Annotated in this window: 20 protein-coding genes; 10 read left to right on the top strand and 10 right to left on the bottom strand. The window is 26.5% G+C overall.

All coding sequences use genetic code 11. The features are described 5' to 3' along the window. Window positions 1–180: 180 nt before the first annotated feature. The gene (glgB, locus tag X274_RS02545) at window positions 181–2379 is read left to right on the top strand and encodes a 1,4-alpha-glucan branching protein GlgB (RefSeq protein ID WP_047265238.1); all 2199 of its coding nucleotides are present in this window, start codon (window positions 181–183) and stop codon (window positions 2377–2379) included. A gap of 26 nt (window positions 2380–2405) precedes the next feature. Here the strand turns inward: glgB and X274_RS02540 are convergent, their stop codons facing one another. From X274_RS02540 to X274_RS02530, 3 genes are all read right to left on the bottom strand, one after another. Next, complete coding sequence (locus tag X274_RS02540; RefSeq protein WP_175419594.1) at window positions 2406–3659, bottom strand: glycerate kinase type-2 family protein; 1254 nt, start codon at window positions 3657–3659, stop codon at window positions 2406–2408. A 211-nt stretch (window positions 3660–3870) separates the two neighbouring features. Next, complete coding sequence (locus tag X274_RS02535; protein WP_217683611.1) at window positions 3871–4467, bottom strand: transglycosylase SLT domain-containing protein; 597 nt, start codon at window positions 4465–4467, stop codon at window positions 3871–3873. Between the two features lie 3 nt (window positions 4468–4470). Beyond that, complete coding sequence (locus X274_RS02530; RefSeq protein ID WP_047265237.1) at window positions 4471–5913, bottom strand: alpha-amylase family glycosyl hydrolase; 1443 nt, start codon at window positions 5911–5913, stop codon at window positions 4471–4473. A 58-nt stretch (window positions 5914–5971) separates the two neighbouring features. On the opposite strand from X274_RS02530, the gene X274_RS11450 reads away from it, so the two are divergent. Next, entirely contained in the window at window positions 5972–7705 is a 1734-nt protein-coding gene (locus X274_RS11450; protein ID WP_052913138.1) for an HD-GYP domain-containing protein, read from the top strand. A gap of 48 nt (window positions 7706–7753) precedes the next feature. Here X274_RS11450 and mnmG read toward each other — a convergent pair whose 3' ends face one another. From mnmG to X274_RS02490, 7 genes are all read right to left on the bottom strand, one after another. Beyond that, window positions 7754–9625, bottom strand: coding sequence for a tRNA uridine-5-carboxymethylaminomethyl(34) synthesis enzyme MnmG (mnmG, locus tag X274_RS02520; RefSeq protein ID WP_047265345.1), 1872 nt, complete (start codon window positions 9623–9625; stop codon window positions 7754–7756). Window positions 9626–9707: 82 nt separating this feature from the next. Then, window positions 9708–10766, bottom strand: a complete 1059-nt coding sequence (locus tag X274_RS02515) for an ABC transporter permease (protein WP_047265236.1) — start codon at window positions 10764–10766, stop codon at window positions 9708–9710. After that, window positions 10759–11922 carry an ABC transporter permease gene (locus X274_RS02510; RefSeq protein WP_047265235.1) on the bottom strand — a complete coding sequence of 388 codons (1164 nt, stop codon included), beginning with the start codon at window positions 11920–11922 and terminating at the stop codon, window positions 10759–10761. The genes X274_RS02515 and X274_RS02510 overlap by 8 nt, the downstream gene beginning before the upstream one ends. Before the next feature lie 9 nt (window positions 11923–11931). Continuing rightward, entirely contained in the window at window positions 11932–12831 is a 900-nt protein-coding gene (locus tag X274_RS02505) for an ABC transporter ATP-binding protein (RefSeq protein ID WP_047265234.1), read from the bottom strand. Continuing rightward, window positions 12824–13315, bottom strand: a complete 492-nt coding sequence (locus X274_RS02500; protein WP_047265233.1) for a hypothetical protein — start codon at window positions 13313–13315, stop codon at window positions 12824–12826. The genes X274_RS02505 and X274_RS02500 overlap by 8 nt, the downstream gene beginning before the upstream one ends. A 1-nt stretch (window position 13316) precedes the next feature. Then, the gene (locus X274_RS11445; RefSeq protein WP_052913137.1) at window positions 13317–14177 is read right to left on the bottom strand and encodes a LiaF transmembrane domain-containing protein; all 861 of its coding nucleotides are present in this window, start codon (window positions 14175–14177) and stop codon (window positions 13317–13319) included. 1 nt (window position 14178) lies between these two features. Continuing rightward, the gene (locus tag X274_RS02490; protein ID WP_047265231.1) at window positions 14179–14583 is read right to left on the bottom strand and encodes a PspC domain-containing protein; all 405 of its coding nucleotides are present in this window, start codon (window positions 14581–14583) and stop codon (window positions 14179–14181) included. 176 nt (window positions 14584–14759) lie between these two features. On the opposite strand from X274_RS02490, the gene X274_RS02485 reads away from it, so the two are divergent. The 8 genes from X274_RS02485 to X274_RS02450 all read left to right on the top strand — a co-directional run bounded on the left by X274_RS02485 (window position 14760) and on the right by X274_RS02450 (window position 20702). Next, window positions 14760–15296, top strand: coding sequence for a hypothetical protein (locus X274_RS02485; RefSeq protein WP_047265230.1), 537 nt, complete (start codon window positions 14760–14762; stop codon window positions 15294–15296). Beyond that, complete coding sequence (locus tag X274_RS02480) at window positions 15251–16078, top strand: hypothetical protein (protein WP_047265229.1); 828 nt, start codon at window positions 15251–15253, stop codon at window positions 16076–16078. The genes X274_RS02485 and X274_RS02480 overlap by 46 nt, the downstream gene beginning before the upstream one ends. After that, window positions 16075–17034 (top strand): calcium/sodium antiporter, encoded by a 960-nt coding sequence (locus tag X274_RS02475; RefSeq protein WP_047265228.1) that lies wholly within the window; start codon window positions 16075–16077, stop codon window positions 17032–17034. Before X274_RS02480 ends, X274_RS02475 begins: the two co-directional genes overlap by 4 nt. A 12-nt stretch (window positions 17035–17046) precedes the next feature. Beyond that, window positions 17047–17730: a metal-dependent hydrolase gene (locus X274_RS02470; RefSeq protein ID WP_047265227.1), complete on the top strand. Its 684-nt coding sequence runs from the start codon at window positions 17047–17049 to the stop codon at window positions 17728–17730. Window positions 17731–17820: 90 nt separating this feature from the next. Next, window positions 17821–18093, top strand: a complete 273-nt coding sequence (locus X274_RS02465) for a thioredoxin family protein (RefSeq protein WP_047265226.1) — start codon at window positions 17821–17823, stop codon at window positions 18091–18093. Between the two features lie 243 nt (window positions 18094–18336). After that, window positions 18337–18777 (top strand): J domain-containing protein, encoded by a 441-nt coding sequence (locus X274_RS02460; RefSeq protein ID WP_047265225.1) that lies wholly within the window; start codon window positions 18337–18339, stop codon window positions 18775–18777. 2 nt (window positions 18778–18779) lie between these two features. Continuing rightward, window positions 18780–19475, top strand: coding sequence for a DUF47 domain-containing protein (locus X274_RS02455; protein WP_197073314.1), 696 nt, complete (start codon window positions 18780–18782; stop codon window positions 19473–19475). A 54-nt stretch (window positions 19476–19529) separates the two neighbouring features. After that, window positions 19530–20702, top strand: coding sequence for an inorganic phosphate transporter (locus X274_RS02450; protein ID WP_084822615.1), 1173 nt, complete (start codon window positions 19530–19532; stop codon window positions 20700–20702). The last annotated feature ends 184 nt before the right edge of the window (window positions 20703–20886 follow it).

The raw sequence follows: 20886 nt of genomic DNA, 5'->3' as shown, positions 1-20886 counted from the left end.
GTTTCAATAAAATTTTTCAAGTATTTTTAGAAAGAACCATTTTTAATTTGAGAATAATTTAAACTTCTACCTTTTTTATTCCTCTTGACAGATAAAAATTTTGTGTTATAATTAAATAAAAGCGATAAAGTTTAAAAATCTCCTTTTTTTATACAAAAATAAGGCGGGGGTGGTTATGACATGGGAACAATGTTAAATGAAGAAATATTAAAAATAGTAAATGCTGAACATCACGATCCATTTTCAATATTGGGAATACACAAATTAAATGAAAAGGAAATGGTTATTAGAACTTTTCATCCTTTTGCTAAATCAATTGAAATAATAAACCTAAATACAAAAACTAAAAGAAGATACAAAATGGAAAAGATTCATCCTGATGGGTTATTTGAAAAGGTTTTAAAAAGAAAAACTTTTTTCAAATATGAATTTGAATATAAGGATAATAATGATAATGTATGGCGTTCAAGAGATCCATACAGTTTCTTACCAATTATTTCAGACTATGATTTATATCTTTTTAATGAAGGAAATAATCACAAAATTTATGAAAAACTGGGTGCTCATCCTATGAAAATTGACGGGACAAAAGGTACTTATTTTGCCGTATGGGCCCCAAATGCTAAAAGAGTTAGTGTGGTTGGCAATTTCAATAATTGGGATGGTAGAGTTCATCAGATGAGAGTCCTGGGATCATCCGGCGTATGGGAAATATTTATCCCTTTAGTTCAGGAAGGGGATATATATAAATTTGAAATAAAGACAAAAGACAATAATATACTTTTAAAATCAGACCCTTATGCTTTTTATACTGAAATGAGACCAAAAAATGCTTCTATCGTTTATGATTTTCACAAAAAGCATGAATGGAAAGATAAAGCCTGGTTGGAAAGACGAAGAAAAACAAATTGGTTTGAACAACCTATTTCTATATATGAAGTACATCTTGGGTCATGGAAAAAGAAAAATGAAGATGATTTTCTAAATTATAGAGAATTAGCACATGAATTAGCAGAATATGTTAAAAAGCATAATTATACTCATATTGAAATTTTACCTGTTTTAGAACACCCTTTAGATGAATCATGGGGATATCAGGTAACTGGATATTTTTCTCCTACCAGCAGACATGGAAAACCTGAAGATTTTATGTATTTTATAGATTATATGCATCAAAATAATATAGGAGTTATTCTTGATTGGGTTCCCGGGCATTTTCCAAAAGATATTCACGGACTCGGAAAATTTGATGGAACAGCACTTTATGAACATATGGATCCAAGACTTGGGGAACACCCTGATTGGGGAACATATATTTTTAATTATGGCAGAAATGAAGTAAAAAACTTTTTAATTTCAAATGCATTATACTGGCTGGATAAATTTCATATTGATGGTTTAAGAGTTGATGCTGTTGCTTCAATGCTATATTTAGATTTTAGCAGGAAAGATGGCGAATGGGTTCCTAACAGATATGGTGGAAGAGAAAATCTTGAAGCAATAGAATTCATAAAATATTTCAATACTATTACACATCAATATTTCCCGGGAATTTTAACTATAGCCGAAGAATCCACAGCATGGCCCGGAGTAACAAAACCCGTTGATTTTAGTGGTCTTGGTTTTTCAATGAAATGGAATATGGGATGGATGAACGATTCTTTAAGATATATAAGTAAGGACCCTTTATATAGAAAATACCATCATAATGATCTTACTTTTTCCATGGTATATGCTTATGCAGAAAATTACATTCTTGTATTATCACATGACGAGGTAGTCCATGAAAAAGGTTCTATGATAAATAAAATGCCTGGCGATTACTGGCAAAAATTTGCTAATTTAAGACTGTTTTATTCTTATATGTTTGCCCATCCAGGGAAAAAATTATTATTTATGGGAAATGATATCGGACAATTTAATGAATGGAATTGCAAAAAATCTTTAGATTGGAATTTATTGGAATTTGATTCACATAAAAAATTACTTCAATTAGTAACCGATTTAAATAACTTATATCAAAATAATCTAGCATTATATGAATTAGACCATTCACCAGATGGATTCGAATGGATAGATTATAACGACAAAGAAAATAGTGTCATTTCCTTTATAAGAAAAGGAAAAAATCATGAAGAAATGATACTTGCCATATTCAATTTCACTCCAGTTATAAGATATAATTATCGCATAGGTGTTCCAAGAGATGGTTTTTATAAAGAAATACTAAATACAGATTCTGAAATCTACTGGGGAAGCAATGTAGGAAATCAAGGTGGAGTTTATGCTGAAAAAATCCCTTTTCATAATAGAGAATATTCTATAAATTTAACCTTACCTCCTTTAGCTGGAATATATTTCAAATGGGAGAAAAAATAGATAAATAAGCCTTGCAAAAGCAAGGCTTATTTTATTAATAAAATCATTATATCATTTACATTTGTCCCTGTTGGACCAAGTTTTAACAATGAATTAGCTTCATTTAACCCATTATATGTATCATTATTTTCAAGAAAAATTAGAGGATCTAATCCTTTTTCTTTAATTTTCTTTATCGTATTTCCGTTAACAATTCCGCCAGCGGCATCAGTTGGACCATCTGTTCCATCTGTTCCAATTGATGCAAATATAATATTTCTTTTTCCTTCTATTTCCAGAGCAAATGAATACGACAATTCTTGATTTCTTCCTCCTAATCCATTCCCTTTTACAGTTACAACTGTTTCCCCGCCAGCGATAATCGCACATGGTGGTTTTACTGGTTCATTTGAATCAATAATTTCTTTAGCTATTGATGCAAAAAGCTTCCCAGCTTCCTTAGCTTCGCAATTTAATGTAGTTGTTAATAATAAAGTATTGTATCCTATATCTTTTGCTTTTTTTATTGCTGAATTACAGGCTACATTTACACTACCAATTATAATATGTTCTGTATTGTCTATTTTCTTCGGCGTTTCTTTTATAAGGGCTTTTTTAATTTTATCATTTACTACTATATTGTATTTTTTTAATATTTTAAAAATATCCTCTGTAGTTGTTTCATCAATATAAGCGGGGCCAGAAGCTATGCTATCAATCTTATTTCCCAATACATCTGACAACACTAATGCATATACTTTTTTTGGTGATATCAAAGATGCAAATTTCCCTCCCTTTACCATTGACATCCTTTTTCTTATTGCATTGATTTCAACTATACTTGCTCCAGATTTTAATAACTTTTCTGTCATTTTTTGAATATCCTCAAGATTTATATTTTCTTCAGGAAGTTCAAACAAAGCTGATCCACCACCAGATATCAAAAATAATATTTCATAATTATTATCTAAATTTTTTATCATTTCTATAGCTCTTTTTGTAGCTTTTATCGAATTATTATCTGGGATAGGATGTCCCGCTTCGTATATTTCTATATTGTCAATATTTCCCATACTATGCTTATACTTTGTTATAACTATTCCTTTTTCTATTTTATTTCCCAATTCTTCTTTTGCCGCTTTTGCCATTCTCCACGCTGCTTTTCCAATCGAGATTAAAAATATTTTATTTCCAATATTTAACTTTTTTATATTATTTTTCACAGCATTTTCAGGCAAAACAGATTCAACTGAGTAATTTATTATTTCCTTTAAATCATTTGCTAATAAATTATCGATAATATCTCCTCCTTTCAAAATTACACTTGGATTTTTTGTGCTCTTCAATACTCTGTAATTATAACATAAAAAACATAATATATCCCTAGACGTGATTATAGTTGAAAAACGTTTCTTTCAAAAATAGGTGAAAATGGTTTATATATAAATTTGCTTATAATATAAATCTAAAAGGAATCGCATAGCGATTCCTTTTAGATTACGTTTGAATATTTTAGATTATTGGATATTCTATTGTTATTTGAGCTATTTTAAATACAACTTTATCTAAATAATATGAATTTCCACCACCATTATACCAGCTAATAGCATGTGTAATATCTCCATGTAATTCTTTTAAATAATCAAGATATGCAGTTCCAACAAGTATATTATACTTTGGATCATATAATAATCTTTGTTTAATCCATTTCAAATCCAGATTATAATATTTATATTTCTCAAATGTTTCTTTATACATTTCTATTATATATTTGGCTGTTTCTGGTCTAATCTGCATATAACCTATTTCACCATACTTACCTATAACATTTCTAAAACTTGTTTCGATATCGATAATCGATGCAATAAGTATTGGAGAAATATTAAATTCCTTTGATGCCATTAAAATACCATCTGCCAGTAATATTTTCCTTTCAGATTTTAAATCCTTTCCAGTAGTTAATTTGTATTCACGATTCATAAAATCCACTAAAAATAGTTTTAAATTCGTTTCATTTGTTAAATTATAATTTTTCACTTCACCAAATACAAAAGCTGTCAATAAAACAACAACTAATATTAGATACTTTTTTATAAGTATCACCTCCATAATTTATTTTTCCAAAATCAATGTTGAGTATCCATTTAAATAAGCTATATTGTTTTTTACAGTTGCAGAACCAAATACACTATATGAATTATACACTTCTAAGTTTATTTTTACTATTTGTGGTTTAACATTATGATAAATTAATATGTTTTTTTCATTATTTTTCAATTCATATTTTATTATAAACCTATCATTTTTTAGATTAGATATTAATGCATTTTCAATCCATTTATTTTTACTTCTAAATTCTGTCAACTTTTTGACATGAATTAACAACGAATTTTTATCCTTTTCCTGTTCTTCTACCGAAACAAAAGAATATGGTTTATTAAATTTACAACCCTTCCATTCTGTCTGCCCTGGACCAAAACCAGACTCATACCATTGCATCGGTTCCTGAGAATCCTCTGTATAATTTACATCGATTATTTCTCCTCTCATACCCAATTCTTCTCCATAAAAAACAAAAGGATAACCAGGTAGCGTAAATAGAATATTAAATGCCATCTTAGCCATATTAGAATTATCATATAATGTTGAAATTAACCTTTCCATATCATGATTTGTAAAAAAATTACCAGATATAGATTCAATATCCCCTGTTATATAATGACTTAATGTTTCTTTTATTCCTTCAATCAATATTTTGGGATCATGATATTTAAGAGAATCCTTTATATAATAAGATAATGGAAAATTAAATTCCACATCAAAAATACCATGATATTTTTTTACAATATCGGGAGAATCCCAGATTTCACTGATGATAATTGCATCGTGTTTTAAATTTTTTATGTATGTTACCATTTCTTTCCAAAATCTTATGTTTTTTTCATGTTGATATTTAAATTTCATATTTTTTATATCATAATCAAAAATATGTTTAGCCGCATCCAATCTAAATCCATCCACACCTAAATCAAGCCAATATTTAAAAACTGCTTTCATCTCTTTCCATAATTCTTTATTCTCAAAATTTAAGTCTGGAGAGGATGAACCAAATAATCCATAAAAATACTTATCTCTATATTTAAACCATATGTTACTATCATCCCAATGCCTTTTCTCGTTTAAATCTGTTTTTTCATTTGCCCAAATATAATAATTTTTATATCTTTCATCTCCATTTATAGCTTTTTGGAACCACTCACACTTAACAGACGTATGATTTATTGGAATATCTAAAACTATTTTAATATCTTTTTTATGTGCTTCTTTCACCAATTCTTTAAAATCTTCCAATGTGCCATATGACGGATTAATTGAATAGAAGTCAATTACAGTATATCCATGAAATGCAGACGATTGCATAATAGGCAACAACCAAATTCCTTCTACACCTAACTTTTTTAAATAATCAAGTTTTTTAGTGATTCCTTTTATATCACCTATTCCGTCATTATTTGAATCATAAAAAGATCTTACAAACAATTCGTAAAAAAACATACTTATTTCTCCTTTCTATGATATAATATTTACGAAACTAATAAAGAGGGTGTATTAAATGAAAAATTTATCTATGCATAAAATAACATTAATAACAATGAGTGTTATTTTGCTATCTTTTTCTCTTTCATTTATTATCATATCATCTTTTTTGAAACAAAATGAGCAAATAGATAAATTTTATGAAAATATAAAATTAACAATCGAAGTTATAAATGATGTTATAGTAAATGACTTCGAACATACAATAATAAATTATTATTCATCAGAAATAAAACCTCCTTTTGTTTTAAAAACACAAATAATTCCTTTTGAAAACAGTGAATTTGTAAAAAATATTTTTGATTTAAATGTTTATGTTTATGGAATTAAAAATAATAGTATTTATTTAAAAATAAGAAACAAAGATGATTTTAAAAATTTAAAATTTCAATTGGATACTTTTTTTGACACGCATTTTTCAAAATTAAATTTAGATTTCAAATTTTATATTACAGATCTTTCTGGAAATTTCATTTATGGTAATGAAAGCTATTATGAAAAATATAAAAATATTCATTTTATTAAAGATACTTTCAAAATTAAAAAATTTTATATGAGTTATTTTGATTTTTTTTATTTTGGAAATAAACCACTTTTAAAGATTTATACATTTTTTAAACCTGGTATTTTTGATTTTCCTTTAAATTATTTTAAATCTTTTTTTTATTCTTTTATTATATCAATAATAATTGTTTTTATCTATCACTTCTTTCTTTTTAAATTTATAATGTCAAGATTTAATATAAATAAAGATATTATAAAAAACTTAAACTTAAATTCCGTTATTAAAAAAAAGGATTACTTCAAAACAACAGAAACATCTATTCCTGAATTCGATGAACTTTTTAATTCTTTTTTTTATATAATAAATTCATTAAAAATCCCTTTACAAACAACTATATCAGAAAATAAAATTTTAAAAAATAAATTAGAAAGAATAGAAAAAGAAAATTTTGCAATTATAACTTTTCTTTCTTCTTTTAAAAAATTCATTTATGAAGAATATGATAGAAGGAATTTTGAATTGTCCATAAATAAACTAATTGCAGAACTACCTTTTGAATCTGAATTATTAAGACAAAACCTAAACAATCTGGCAACGAAGTTAAATATTAAGGTTCTTGAAATAAATAATATTAAAAATAATTATTACTCCCAACTAGAAAACCTTTTTAATATTATTGGAATAATGTCCGAATCAAAAGAATACAATCATATTCATAATTATCTGCTGGGAGATATTTCTTTATTTCTTGGAAAACAAATAGAATTAGATGAATTAAAACTAAAAGGTTTATATTATGGAGCTAAAATTCATGATTTGGGAAAAATATTTATTCCTGAAAACATTTTACTAAAAAAAGGACCACTTAATGAAAATGAGTGGAAAATAATCAAAAAACATACAAAATTTGGTCTAATTTTATTAAATAATATAAATATATTTCCATTTTCAAATGCTGGGAAAATTATTATTTCACATCATGAAAATTGGGATGGTTCAGGTTATCCTTATGGCCTTTCAAAAGACGAAATACCAATAGAAGGAAGAATTGTTGCTATTGTTGATACTTTAATAGCTTTAATGTCAAAAAAAGTATATAGAAATGCATATTCATTTGAAGAAGCTGTTGAAATTATTAAATCAGATTCTGGAAAAAGGTTTGATCCTGATTTAATTGATATTTTCATAAAAAATAAAATAACTATTAAAAAAATTATTAATAAAAATATTGAATCCAACAATTAAAGAATTATAAAAATAATTACTATATTAAAAACAAAATGAGCATAGTGCTCATTTTGTTTTTAAATAAATGGTTAAGTTCATTATATCCGCTGGTGTAATTCCCGGGATTCTCATTGCTTGACCTATTGATTTCGGTTTAACTTTACTTAACTTTTCAACCGCTTCGTAAGCCAGATTAGGAATTTCTTTATAATCTATATTTTCAGGAATTTTTTCATTTTCAAGTTTTTTCATTCTTTCCACATCTTCCATCATTCTTTTTATATAACCACCGTATTTTATTGCTATTTCAACCTGTTCTAAAAGTTCTATATCTGAAATTGGATTATTGTCAAATTCTCTTATGTTTACATATAACACCTGTGGCCTTTTTAATAATTCATATAAATTCATCCCACTTTTTATAGGTGTTGTCCCACTTTTTACTAAAATATCGTTAATCCTATTATTAGGTTTTATCTTAACTGTTTTCAATCTTTCAATTTCTTCCTGGACTTTCTTTTCCAAGTTTATAACCTTTTCATAAAATTCTTTAGGAATCAATCCATATTTATAACCATACTTAGCTAATCTTATATGCGCATTATCATGCCTTAAGAGTAATCTAAATTCAGCTCTTGATGTTAATAATCTATATGGCTCATTTGTACCTTTTATAATTAAATCATCTATTAATACTCCAATATACGATTCTGCTCGTGATAAAATAAATGGTTTTTCTCCTCTAATTTTCAATGCTGCATTTATTCCAGCAATTAATCCCTGACCTGCAGCCTCTTCATAACCACTTGTTCCATTAATTTGCCCCGCAAAGTACAACCCTTCTATTATACTTGATTCCAGAGTGTGTTGAAGTTGATCTGGATAAGCAAAATCATATTCAACTGCATATGCTGGTCTAACTATAACTGCATTTTCCAATCCTGGAACACTTCTCACCATTTGAATTTGTGCTTCATATGGTAAACTAGTGCTTAATCCATTAATATAATACTCTTTTGTTCTTCTTCCTTCAGGTTCTATAAACAGTTGATGAGAATCTTTATTAAATTTAACCACCTTATCTTCTATTGATGGACAATATCTTGGCCCAACACTTTCTATTAATTTTATATCACCATATAATGGCGAAAACATCAAATATTTTTTTATTATATCATGTGTTTTTTTAGTAGTTCTTGTAAGCCAACAAGGATATTCTTTATTTAACACTTTAGGCTGAGAAAAATACGAAAAAGCTAATGGTTCATCAGAGGTATCTTGTCGTTCCATTTTAGAAAAATCTATACTTTCTTTTAGAATTCTTGCAGGTGTTCCAGTTTTAAATCTTCCCAATTTAATACCATTTTTCAAAAGAGATTTGCTTAATCCATTTGCTGGAAAATCTCCCATTCTTCCAGATTCAAATACACTTCTTCCTACAAAAATTTTTCCTCTTAAAAAAGTCCCAGTAGTTAAAACAACTGCCCTTGCTTCATACTTCGCTCCTAATTCAGTAATTACGCCTTTTATTTTTCCTTTTTCTATAATCAGGTCTTTAACAAGACCATATCTCAATAATAAGTTTGGTGTAGAATGTAAAATTTCTTTCATATGCTGAGAATAATCATATTTATCTATTTGAGCTCTCAATGCTCTTACTGCAGGTCCTTTTTTAGTATTTAACATTCTAATATTTATCATATTTTCATCTGTAACTTTAGCCTGAATCCCACCTAACACGTCTATTTCGCGTGTAACGATCCCCTTTGCCGGCCCTCCTATTGCAGGATTACACGGCGCCCATCCAACATTATCTAAGTTTATAGTAAGCAATAATGTTTTCATACCCATTTTTGCAGAAATATGCGCTGCTTCAATTCCAGCATGTCCAGCTCCTACCACAATAACATCATATTTTAAATCATCTTCATAATTAATCACAAAAATTCCCTCCAAATTACATATTATACATTTATTATACACTTATTGTTTTTCTTTTAATAATATAGTTTGTGAATTTTTATTTTTCTGGAGTTAAAAATGCTTTTGATGCAAGTATTAATAAAAACGTACCTGATACAAACATTATTACATTTAAAAATATAAAATAATATATATTCATAATATCTATACCTGCTACATATCTTAGTGAATCAACAATATATTTTATCGGTAAAAAATTAGAAATTATTTGAAATGTTTTTGGTAAAAATTCTATTGGAAAATAAACCCCAGAAAAAAACATCATTATTGTAAAAAATATCGATGCTACATTTTGCGCAGTTTCACTTTTCTTAAATACAAATAAAAATACCAATCCAAGCCCCATCATACCAATTGTACTTGTAAATGACAGTAATAAATATAATATCCAGTTTATTTCTATATTTGACTTAAATATAATCATACCTGTTATTATAAGAAAAATCAATGATATAAAACTAATTATTACCCTTGTAAGAACTATTCCCACAGTAAATACATATGATTTTATGGGAATTAATATAAACCTTTTTAAAATATTTAATTTTTTATATCTACCAAAAACAGTTATCATAGAAAACATCCCGTTTGATAAAATAGAAATTGCAATTACTCCAGTAAGTAAAAAATCAATATACTTACTTTGAATTTTTGTTGGATAAACATTTATCTCATTAATTTTTAAATATTCAAAAAAAGTTTCTTTCTTTTTCATTACTATCTTTTTCAAATCAAGTTCCAAACTTCTTAAAATTGATGAGTTATTCATATTTGCGTTATCATAATATAAGGTTATTTGGTCATTTTCTATAATTATACCAACATCATAATTGCCATTTTTTATGTCTTTTGATATGGTTTCTATATTATTTATAATTTTAACTGTATATACTTTTGACAACTCAGCTGAATAATAATTTATATTTTTATCGGCATATAAAGCTATGTTTAACATACTTTCATTATCTTCATCATTAAATAGAAAACCAAAAATAATAAGAAATATTAACGGAAAAAACAATGTAAAAAAAATCTCCGCTTTGTTTCTCAATGCTTCTTTTGTAATATATTTTGAAAGCCATAATATTTTATTCATATCCCATCACCCTTTTATAATTTACAGAAAATATTACTATAGAAAATATCCCCCAAATCATTGGTATTATATAAACCCAATGATTTTGAAAAGGCGCTAAATTAAATCCCACTATTCTTCGCATTCCTTCAACTAAATAAGTTATTGGATTAATATACACAAACCATTTAATCGCCCACGAAACATTAAAAACTGGAAAATATAATCCTCCTAAAAACATGGAAACTTGAAATATTATATTTATCAATGCCATTGCTGTTGATAATTTCTTCGATATACTTATAAACATTAATCCGAGGGAGAAAATTATTATTATAGAAAATATATAAAATATTAAAAACTCAAATGAAAAAAATTTAGTTGAAACTTTCATTATAATAGCTTCAATTATAACAAATACACTTGATATTACTACCATTAAAAAACTACTTATAATCAAAGAAAAAAAATAAGAAAACCCATTTATTGGAATGATTAAAAATCTTTTGTTTATTCCTTTTTCACGAGCAAATAAAATATTAAAGGGAATATTAAAAAAACCCACTGACATAATTGATAAAACCAATATTCCAGGAAAAACAAAATCTTTATAGGAAAACTCGTTTTTTAACGTTGTTATTGATACTTTATTAATATTTATCTCCTTTATTTTTTTTGCACTCGTTTCATTGATTCTTTTTAATATTTCAATATTCACATATTCAAAAAATGTTTTTAATATGTCTTTTGTGATATTTGAATCACTTCTCCCTTTCACATAATATATATCAATATTGGATTCTTTCTTTTTTAACCCCATTAATGAAGTATTAAAATCTAAAGAAAATTTAGCCGGGAAATATAATACAGCATTTAATTCTTTATTTTTCAATTTTTTAATTGCAGCATCCACATTTTCATATATTTCTTTTTCAAATGGGACATTATTAAATGTTTTTTCTATTATTATTTTTGAAAATCCGGATAATTCTTTTTCATAAACTACCCCAACCTTTAAACTTGATAAATCTATATTTTCAGTATTTTTCATACTTCCAAAAATTGAAACCAATATAAAAAACAAAATAAGTGGAAAAATAAAAGACCAGAAAAAAGAGTCAAATTCTCTCATATCATTTTTAAATTGGAAATATGCAAGTTTTAATATCTTTTTCATTTTATCACCTTATTCCCGTAAAGTTCGCCCTGTAAGGTTTAAAAACACATCTTCTAAGTTTGGTTTTCTTATAACTATATCATCCAGATATATATCTTTATCTTTTGAAAAACTCATTATATTAAACAGAGTATCTTCAACATTATCTGTTTTAATTTCTACTTTTTCATCAAAAATAACACCATTAAATTTTTCTTCAAATATTTTATTATTCCCACTTTTAAACACTATTACCGATTCCTTATTTAATAATTTTATCAATTCATCAACTGTACCTTTTGCGATTATCTTACCATGATCTATTATTTGAACACTATCTGCTAAATATTCAGCTTCTTCCATATAGTGTGTAGTTAAAACTATAGTTTTACCCTGATGTTTTAACTCCAACACTATATCCCAAATATTTCTTCTCGATTGAGGGTCAAGCCCGGTTGTAGGTTCATCTAAAAATACGATTTCAGGATCATTCACTAATGCTACAGCAATTGCCAACCTTTGTTTTTGACCTCCAGATAATTCTTTTACTTTAGCATTCTTTTTTTCATTTAGGGACATTTTATTAATTAATTCAATAGGTTCAATTGATTTTTTATATAAACCGCCAAACATTTTCAAAGTCTCATACACTGTTAGATTATCAAAAAAAGCATTGTTCTGCAACTGAACCCCTATTTGTTCTTTAATATAAAAATCCTGAGGAGATGTGTATTTTTCAAAAAAAATTATTTCTCCTGAATCTTTTTTTCTTAATCCTTCTATTATCTCAAGTGTAGTTGTTTTACCAGCACCATTTGGCCCTAAAAATGCAAAAATTTCACCTTTTCTTACAGCAAAAGAAATATCATCAACGGCTTTAACTTTACCATAATATTTCTTTAAATGCCTTATTTCTATTACATTATCCATTATTATCCACACCCTTTTTTCTTAAAAACATTAAACCAAAAAGAATAAAAACTATACCAACAGCATAATTCCATACTCTTACACTATTTGAAATTTCTTCAATAAAAAATATAATAGATATACCGCTTAATAAAAAAGATGGAAATAAAAGATTTTTTCTTTTAGTTGCCAAATACATTTGAAATAATCCAACAGCTGGTGCTAAAACAAATCCTGGCCATAATAAATTCAATACCTCATTCCCCAAAAAAGAACTTATTAAAAATATGATTCCAATTGTAGTTAATACTCCTCCTGGAACCAAAATACCCGGGTTCTTTTTATATTTAAAATAATCATATTCAAATTTTATCCCAGGAATTAGTATAAATAGAGGCCAGATATAATTCCAAGAAATATTTATATTAAAAATATTAGAAAATATTAAATATATCCCTATTATTATTAAAAACATACCACCTAAAATATTTTTATTTTTTCTCATCTTATTTCACCTCTTTTTCCAATTTTTCAAAATCATTTGTTTTTAAATTAATGGTTAATACTCCGGCATCTATATTTCCTTGAAAATCACCTTCGCTATCTTTAATCATATCACTACTAATATTAATCTTTTTTATTCCTGCATCATATTTTAAAAAATACGTTGTTTTACCTGGTAATATCATATTAAACTTAGTTACCCCACTATCTATATCAAAAAATACTTTTTCTTTAAACATTCCTATTTCACCTTCAATTCTACTAACACCTGAATTTATCTGAAAATATTTTATAGTATTTACTTCTTCATTTAAATTAACATTTGCAACACCGCTATCAATATAAAATTTATATATATATTTAGATGGTATTTTCAAATAAATTTTATATCCTTTTGATCCAAATATATCACTTTCAAAATTTATTTTCCCTCTTTTTTGAATTATATTCAAATCCTTTAAGCCATAATAATATCCATATATTTTATCAGAATTATCATCTATTGATATATCAAGTGTAACTGTCAATACATCAAACCTTAAAGTTATTATTTCAGAATCTGGTAATATTGCAAATTCAAACTTTTCATAATTAGCATAATTAATATCATTATTATAATCAAAAAAATCCACATTATAATTCCAAAAAACAAGTAGCAATAAAAAAAGCAAAGTTATGATCCAATTAATATATTTAATCCATTTGATGTTTTTTGATAATATTGATATACCCGTAATTATCAAAAGAAAAGGCCAGAATTTTAAAAAATTAAATCCCATTTTAATTAATATATCAACGGTAAAACCCTGTAATATAAATATTATGCCTATTACAACAAAAAAAAGACCAAATACATATCTCATTTTATCTCCCCCTTTTCATCAATAAATATATCCCAAAGATCAAAAAGATAATTCCAAAAAATAAACTTAAAGATATTAAATCAGGGAAAAAATTTTTTATTACAAAAATAATTCCAATTGTTATGAAAAATAGTCCAATAAAAAAATTATTTCTTTCACTATGTTTTTTATAAAAATCATTTTGTTCAGAAGTTCTATCTTCTTTTTCTACTGTTTTATTTATCGGTTCTTCAGGAATAATTATCCAGGCTATTATATATAATATTATGCCTATACCATCTGCCAAAATTAATCCAAAACATAATAGTCTAACAAGTGTAGAACTAATATTAAAATAATTTGCTATACCTCCACAAACCCCTCCAATAAATCTATCCTTCCTTGAACGATATATCTCTTTTTCCATACCATCACCCCACTTTACTATCTTTTTGTCTATTTAAATTATATATTACTTTTATTACCTTTTAAACAATAAAAAGACATATTGTCATTTTTATACAATAAAATGTCATTTAATATGATATAATATTATTGTTATTTTTTAGTGTTAATGTCAGCTTTAAAAAAGGAGGCTTATATATGAGTTTAAACTATCTTGCTTTACAATTTAATACACTTGACACTTTAGAAGATAATCTAGAATTTATAGAAGGAATTATGGATTTTGTATATCATAAAAAACTATCCTTTTTCCTTATTAATGGCAATCCATTTAAAAATGGTTCCATATCCGATGAAGATATAGAACAAATCAGTGATTTTTTATCAGCTATTTCTGATTATAATAATTGTACTATAATTACAGCACAAATGTATAATAAAAGATATCAGTTATTTATTCAAAAACCATATGAAGAATTGGAAATAGTAACAACCTATTCATTTAAACTTACTGGTGAAAAAAAGATAATTATAAACTCTAATCCTGAAAATAATAAAAATATTTTAAACATTTATATTAACCCATATTTTGAAATTATAAATCAAAATAATTTAATTAAGCTAGAAAATTATCTTTATTTAACTCCACCATCATTGGGTAAAACAAAAATAAAATTAGGTGATAAAACATGGATAGGCGGAAATTCAGAAGGATATCTATATTTTTCCTGGTAATAATATTAATTAATTTTCTTAAAATAATATTGGTAACTGATAACTACTTATATATACTAAATTTATCCTTTTATCCTCATTTTGAATTAATAAATAATAATAATTTATATTCTGAAATTTCAACATATAAAAAAATCCCATTTAAAGGAAACGGTGTATTAAAATTTAATAGTCCTGGGAAAAAAATAATTATCAATATTTCTAAAAAGATAATATCAGAATCAGACAATTTATTTTTAGTCTATGACAACACATTTAAACAGATGTATTTAAGTAATTTAACTATATTTACCCAATTAAACATCCCTGCAGAAACTTTTAAAATAATTGATCTATTCTTTAAAAACAATTATATTTCCTTACCAAAACAATTATATATTATTTCAACAGAATACATGCAATCATTTTTTACACCACCTAATTATATATTTTTAAGAAAAAATGATTTATTTAATGGAGTAATAGTTCATGAACTTTCACATTATACATTTGGCTACCTTATTAAAAAGAAAAACGAAGAAGATACATGGCCAGAAATTTTATGTGAAAGCATAAGACTCAAATACCTTTATTTAGATAATCAAAAATTATATAATAATTTATTAAATAAAAAAGAAAAAAACAAAAAAGATATATACTCTCTGGTGCTAAAATACCCTTTAATAATAAATAAATTTCATTTCTTCATTACTGATTTTATAAATACCTATAAAAACAAAACATTATCCGATAAATATTTTAACAATTTTTATAAAGAGTTTGAAAGGAGAGAAAATAATTGATTTTAGATATAATCCTTATTATAATTGGAATGTTATTGTTGATAAAAGGTGCAGATTATCTAATTGAAGGATCTGTTGGATTTTCAAGAAAAATCGGAGTTTCAGAATTGTTTACAGGCCTTACATTAGTAGCTTTTGGAACAAGTGCACCTGAATTATTTGTTAGTATTAGTGCTGCGTTAAACGGTTCTGCTGGCATTGCCCTTGGAAATGTAATAGGAAGTAATATTACCAATATAGCTTTAATTTTAGGATTATCATTAATGATTAAAAAAAGTTCCATTCCAAAAAGCACACTTGCATATGAAATTCCTTTTGTAATATTAATATCACTAACTTTATTATTTATGTTATTAGATGGAAATAGTTCTCTTTCAAATTTTGATGGTTTTATTTTACTAACCTATTTGATTATATTCATAGCATATATGTATAATATGGCAAAAAATGATAAAACTATTCAGGAACAATTGTTAGAAGAAATACATGAAGTCAAAACAGATGAAACTTCATGGAATAAAATTGTATTTCTTGTTTTACTTGGAATTGTTATGCTTGCAATAGGCGGCGAAATAACCGTAAGAGGTGCTTCAGATTTCGCAAAAATTCTCGGCTTAACAGAAACACTAATCGGTGTAACAATTATTGCAATTGGAACATCTTTACCAGAATTAGTAACAAGTATTATTGCAGCCAAAAAAGGAACAAATGATATTTTAATAGGTAATCTTATAGGATCAAATGCCTTTAATATTCTTGTTGTTTTAGGAATAACGGCAAGTATTCATCCTGTAATTCCTGATAGAAGCGTTATATTTGATGCTTATTATATGGTTGGAGTTGTTTTTCTTACAGAAATATTTTTATTCAAAAAAAGAGAAGCTGGTTTCTGGAAAGGTTTAATTTTATTATTATCTTATATTTTTTATATTCTTATAAACATAAAATTAGGATAAGGAGGGGATTTTATGAAAGTATATTTTTTAGGTCACGCTGTTGTATATATTGAAGCAAGTAAAAAAATATTAATAGATCCATTTCTAAATGGAAATCCTCAAGCCGCTAAAAAAGTGTCAGATTTTAAAGAATTAGATTATATACTTATAACTCATGGACATTTGGATCATATGGGTGATGTAGTAGAAATAGCCAGAAATACTCAAGCTACTGTTATTTCTAACTTTGAAATAGTAAATTATCTTGGAAAAAAAGGAGTAAAAAATTTACATCCCATGCATATTGGTGGAAGAAAGGAATTTGATTTCGGAAGTATTAAAATGACTCCTGCTTTACATGGTTCTGGTATTATAGAGGGCGATAATATTATTTATGGTGGTAATCCTGGTGGGTTTATAGTAAAAATTGATGGAAAAAAAATATATCACTCAGGAGATACCGGATTAACAAAAGATATGGAATTATTGGATTTAGAGAATATAGACCTTGCATTTCTGCCTATTGGAGGTAACTTCGTTATGGATGTTGAAGATGCCGTTATTGCAGCTAAAATGATTAAACCTAAAATAGTTGTTCCTTTTCATTACAATACATGGGAAATAATTAGTGCTGATTCAAATGTATTTAAAACCAAGGTTGAAAGCTTAAATATTAAATGTAAAATATTAAAACCTGGAGATTATATAGAATTTTAAAATTTGATTCTTGTTAACTATTTTTCTTAAATATTTAAAGTCTATTTGTTAAAATCCCCTGAAAAGAATTTTTGAAAAGGGGGTAATTGAGTGAAAGCTTACTATTTTGCAAACAAAACATGTAGAACATGTAAAGGACTATGGCCAAAGGTTGAAGGATTAATGGATGAATATAATGTAGAACTCGAATATGTTGATGTTGAAGAAAAACCTGAAATTTCTGGTCAGATGTTAGTGTTTTCAGTTCCAACATTGGTTTTTGTTGATGAAGATAACAGAGAATTAAATAGATTTTACAGAAATTTTGGAATGCAAGAAGTTAGAAATTTTATCGAAAGGTATATATCAATAATGAATTCTTAATTAATAGACTCTCTGAGAATCAGAGAGTCTATTAATTACAGATTATAAAAAAATTATTTCCACATTTTTATAAATACATTGCCTTCAAAATGTATTTAATAGCTTCTCTAATAGAAACTATTGATTATTTACTTTTGAAAAAGCATGGAAACATTTTTTCAAAGTATTTATGATACAATAAATTTGTGAAATAAAATATTTATCTATAAATACTAATTATAAATTTATGAAAGAAGGAATACTATGGAAAGTTTATTAACCTTTATCGGATTATTAGTTGTTATATCAATATTTTTCAGATTTATTGGACTAATCTTTGCTATGATGTTCAGATATCCTATATTATTTCTTTTTGGTATATTTGGAATATACTTTATATTCAGGAATATGAGATTCAAATTTTACACTTATAGACGATACTACAACCAAAATAGAAATTATAATGACACTTCTCAACATTCATATGGTTCACAAAACTACTATGAATTGAGGCAGAAATATGATTATTACAGAAATTTATTCAATTTACCAGAAAATTACACTAAAGATGAATTAAAAAAGAAATTCAGAGAATTAACGAAAAAATATCATCCTGATAAATGTCAAGAAGATAAAGAAAAATGCGAAGAGAGATTTAAAAAAATAAATGAAGCTTATGAATTTTTATTAAAATATGCAAAATAACCTTGAAAACAGCTCTGGAGGTGATTGTTATTAGTATTTGGGGTAAAATGTTTCAAAAATTCAGTCCCATAGAAGAACTTATAAAACATGCTCGTATAGTTGAAGAAGCATCTGATTATTTACCAGAATTATTTGAAAGATATCTAAATAACAAACCTATTGATGATATTGTAAACAAAATTGATAAATTAGAAGATGACGCTGACGATATAAAAAGAAACTTTCGTCAATATTTAAAAAGGGGACACTTATACAGATTTGAAAGATCTGAATTATTGAATTTCATTGACCTACAAGATAAAATAATAGATTTGATAGAAGATGTCGCAAAAAAAATGACTTTTAATAGAATAGATTTTGATGAAGAACATAAAAAAATGATATATTCTGTAGTTGATGAAATTGAAAAAATGTTAGATCATTTCAAAAAAACTGTAAAATATATAAATGTAATACTCGAATCAGACTTTTCAAAATCAACCATTTCTTCTGAAGAAAAAGATATTGCAGAAATGAAATGGTTTGAAAAAGATATAGATAATAAATTGTTTGAGTTTGGAAAATGGCTTTATTCACAAAAAAATAATATACACCCTATTGATTTCTTATATATTAGAGAATTAATTTTATTACTTGCGAGAATAGCAGACGTAACCCAAAACGTATGTGATAGAGTACATATTCTAATAAATGAATAAAGGAGGAATATCGTGAGCGCGATACTTATTATCGGACTATTAATAGGATTTGGAATGGCATTAGCAATTGGTGCCAATGATGTTGCTAATTCTATGGCTACTGCTGTTGGAGCTAAGGCCATAACTCCTAAACAGGCTGTTGTAATTGCTGGCGTATTGGAATTCGTTGGAGCTACATTTTTCGGAAAGCAAGTTACAGACACTATAAGAAAGGGCATCCTACATTTAGACATTTTAGCAGATCCAAAACTGGTTATATGGGGTTCTATGGCAGCTTTACTTGGCGCTACTATATGGCTTGCAATTGCAACATATAAATCGTGGCCTGTTTCAACAACACATTCAATCGTTGGTGGAATGGTTGGTTATGGTATTGCTGCAGGCGGGCTTGCAGTAGTTAACTGGTCTAAAATCATTACCATTACCTTAAGCTGGATCATTTCTCCTTTAGTTGGTTTAGCAGTTTCATTTGCAATGTTTAAAGCTATTTCTGCAACTATTCTTCATAGTAAAAATATCAAGAAAAACTCAAAAATTTGGATTCCATTCTTTCTTGGATTAGCTGCATTTATCATAGGTCTTTCTTTTATAGTAAAAACCCTTCATATTCCGATAACCTTTAAAGCCATATTATACGCTATACTTTTTGGAATATTTATGTCTTTAATAATTATGATTTATATAATAATAAAATTGAAAAATGTTTCAGATGATCCTTATGTATATGTCGAAGAAATATTCAGAAAATCTCAAGTTGTCACTTCATGTTATGTTGCATTAGCCCATGGTGCCAATGATGTTGCAAATGCAATTGGTCCCGTAGCTGCTATATACGCCGCTGTAGTAACAGGTACAGTTGGTGCCAAAGCTGAAATCCCAAGGTATATTCTCGCATTAGGTGGTTTAGGTATAGCTATAGGTGTTGCAATATGGGGAAGCAGAGTAATGAAAACAGTTGGAACAGAAATTACAGAATTAAATAATTCAAGAGGATTCGCAATAGACTTTTCAACCGCAACAACAGTATTATTAGCTTCAAATATGGGAATGCCAATATCAACAACACATACAGTAGTTGGTTCTGTTATAGGAAATGGCTTAGCCAGAGGTACCGGCTCAATTAACTTAGGTGTTATCAAAGATATATTTGTTTCATGGTTTTTAACAGTTCCAGCGGCTGCTATTGTGTCTTATATATTATTTAAAGTTTTCGCTTTATTTTTCTGAAAAATTGTTATATGATATTTACAAATCTTTTTTTAAATGAAGCTTTAATATGCTAAAATATCCCTGTCATAAGATAGGGATATTTTTTATTTTTTCTATATAATTTTGCTCCCCAAATTTTTGCTTTGTTTGACTTTTTAAATAAGTTATAAATTAAATTTTTTGAGCGAATTCAATTTAGAGA

The sequence above is a fragment of the Marinitoga sp. 1155 genome (genome assembly GCF_001021175.1).
GTDB lineage: Bacteria > Thermotogota > Thermotogae > Petrotogales > Petrotogaceae > Marinitoga.
The sequence above is the reverse complement of the archived record's forward strand: the minus strand, read 5'-3'. Positions and strand labels throughout refer to the sequence as shown.

Coding starts and splice junctions, on each gene's coding strand:
- X274_RS02510 (WP_047265235.1), bottom strand. CDS start 11,922: ATGAAAAAGATATTAAAACTTGCATATTTCCAATTTAAAAATGATATG.
- X274_RS02500 (WP_047265233.1), bottom strand. CDS start 13,315: ATGAGAAAAAATAAAAATATTTTAGGTGGTATGTTTTTAATAATAATA.
- X274_RS02490 (WP_047265231.1), bottom strand. CDS start 14,583: ATGGAAAAAGAGATATATCGTTCAAGGAAGGATAGATTTATTGGAGGG.
- X274_RS02505 (WP_047265234.1), bottom strand. CDS start 12,831: ATGGATAATGTAATAGAAATAAGGCATTTAAAGAAATATTATGGTAAA.
- X274_RS11445 (WP_052913137.1), bottom strand. CDS start 14,177: ATGAGATATGTATTTGGTCTTTTTTTTGTTGTAATAGGCATAATATTT.
- X274_RS02530 (WP_047265237.1), bottom strand. CDS start 5,913: ATGTTTTTTTACGAATTGTTTGTAAGATCTTTTTATGATTCAAATAAT.
- X274_RS02535 (WP_217683611.1), bottom strand. CDS start 4,467: ATGGAGGTGATACTTATAAAAAAGTATCTAATATTAGTTGTTGTTTTA.
- glgB (WP_047265238.1), top strand. CDS start 181: ATGGGAACAATGTTAAATGAAGAAATATTAAAAATAGTAAATGCTGAA.
- X274_RS02485 (WP_047265230.1), top strand. CDS start 14,760: ATGAGTTTAAACTATCTTGCTTTACAATTTAATACACTTGACACTTTA.
- X274_RS02460 (WP_047265225.1), top strand. CDS start 18,337: ATGGAAAGTTTATTAACCTTTATCGGATTATTAGTTGTTATATCAATA.
- X274_RS02470 (WP_047265227.1), top strand. CDS start 17,047: ATGAAAGTATATTTTTTAGGTCACGCTGTTGTATATATTGAAGCAAGT.
- X274_RS11450 (WP_052913138.1), top strand. CDS start 5,972: ATGAAAAATTTATCTATGCATAAAATAACATTAATAACAATGAGTGTT.
- X274_RS02480 (WP_047265229.1), top strand. CDS start 15,251: ATGGATAGGCGGAAATTCAGAAGGATATCTATATTTTTCCTGGTAATA.
- X274_RS02515 (WP_047265236.1), bottom strand. CDS start 10,766: ATGAATAAAATATTATGGCTTTCAAAATATATTACAAAAGAAGCATTG.
- X274_RS02450 (WP_084822615.1), top strand. CDS start 19,530: ATGGCATTAGCAATTGGTGCCAATGATGTTGCTAATTCTATGGCTACT.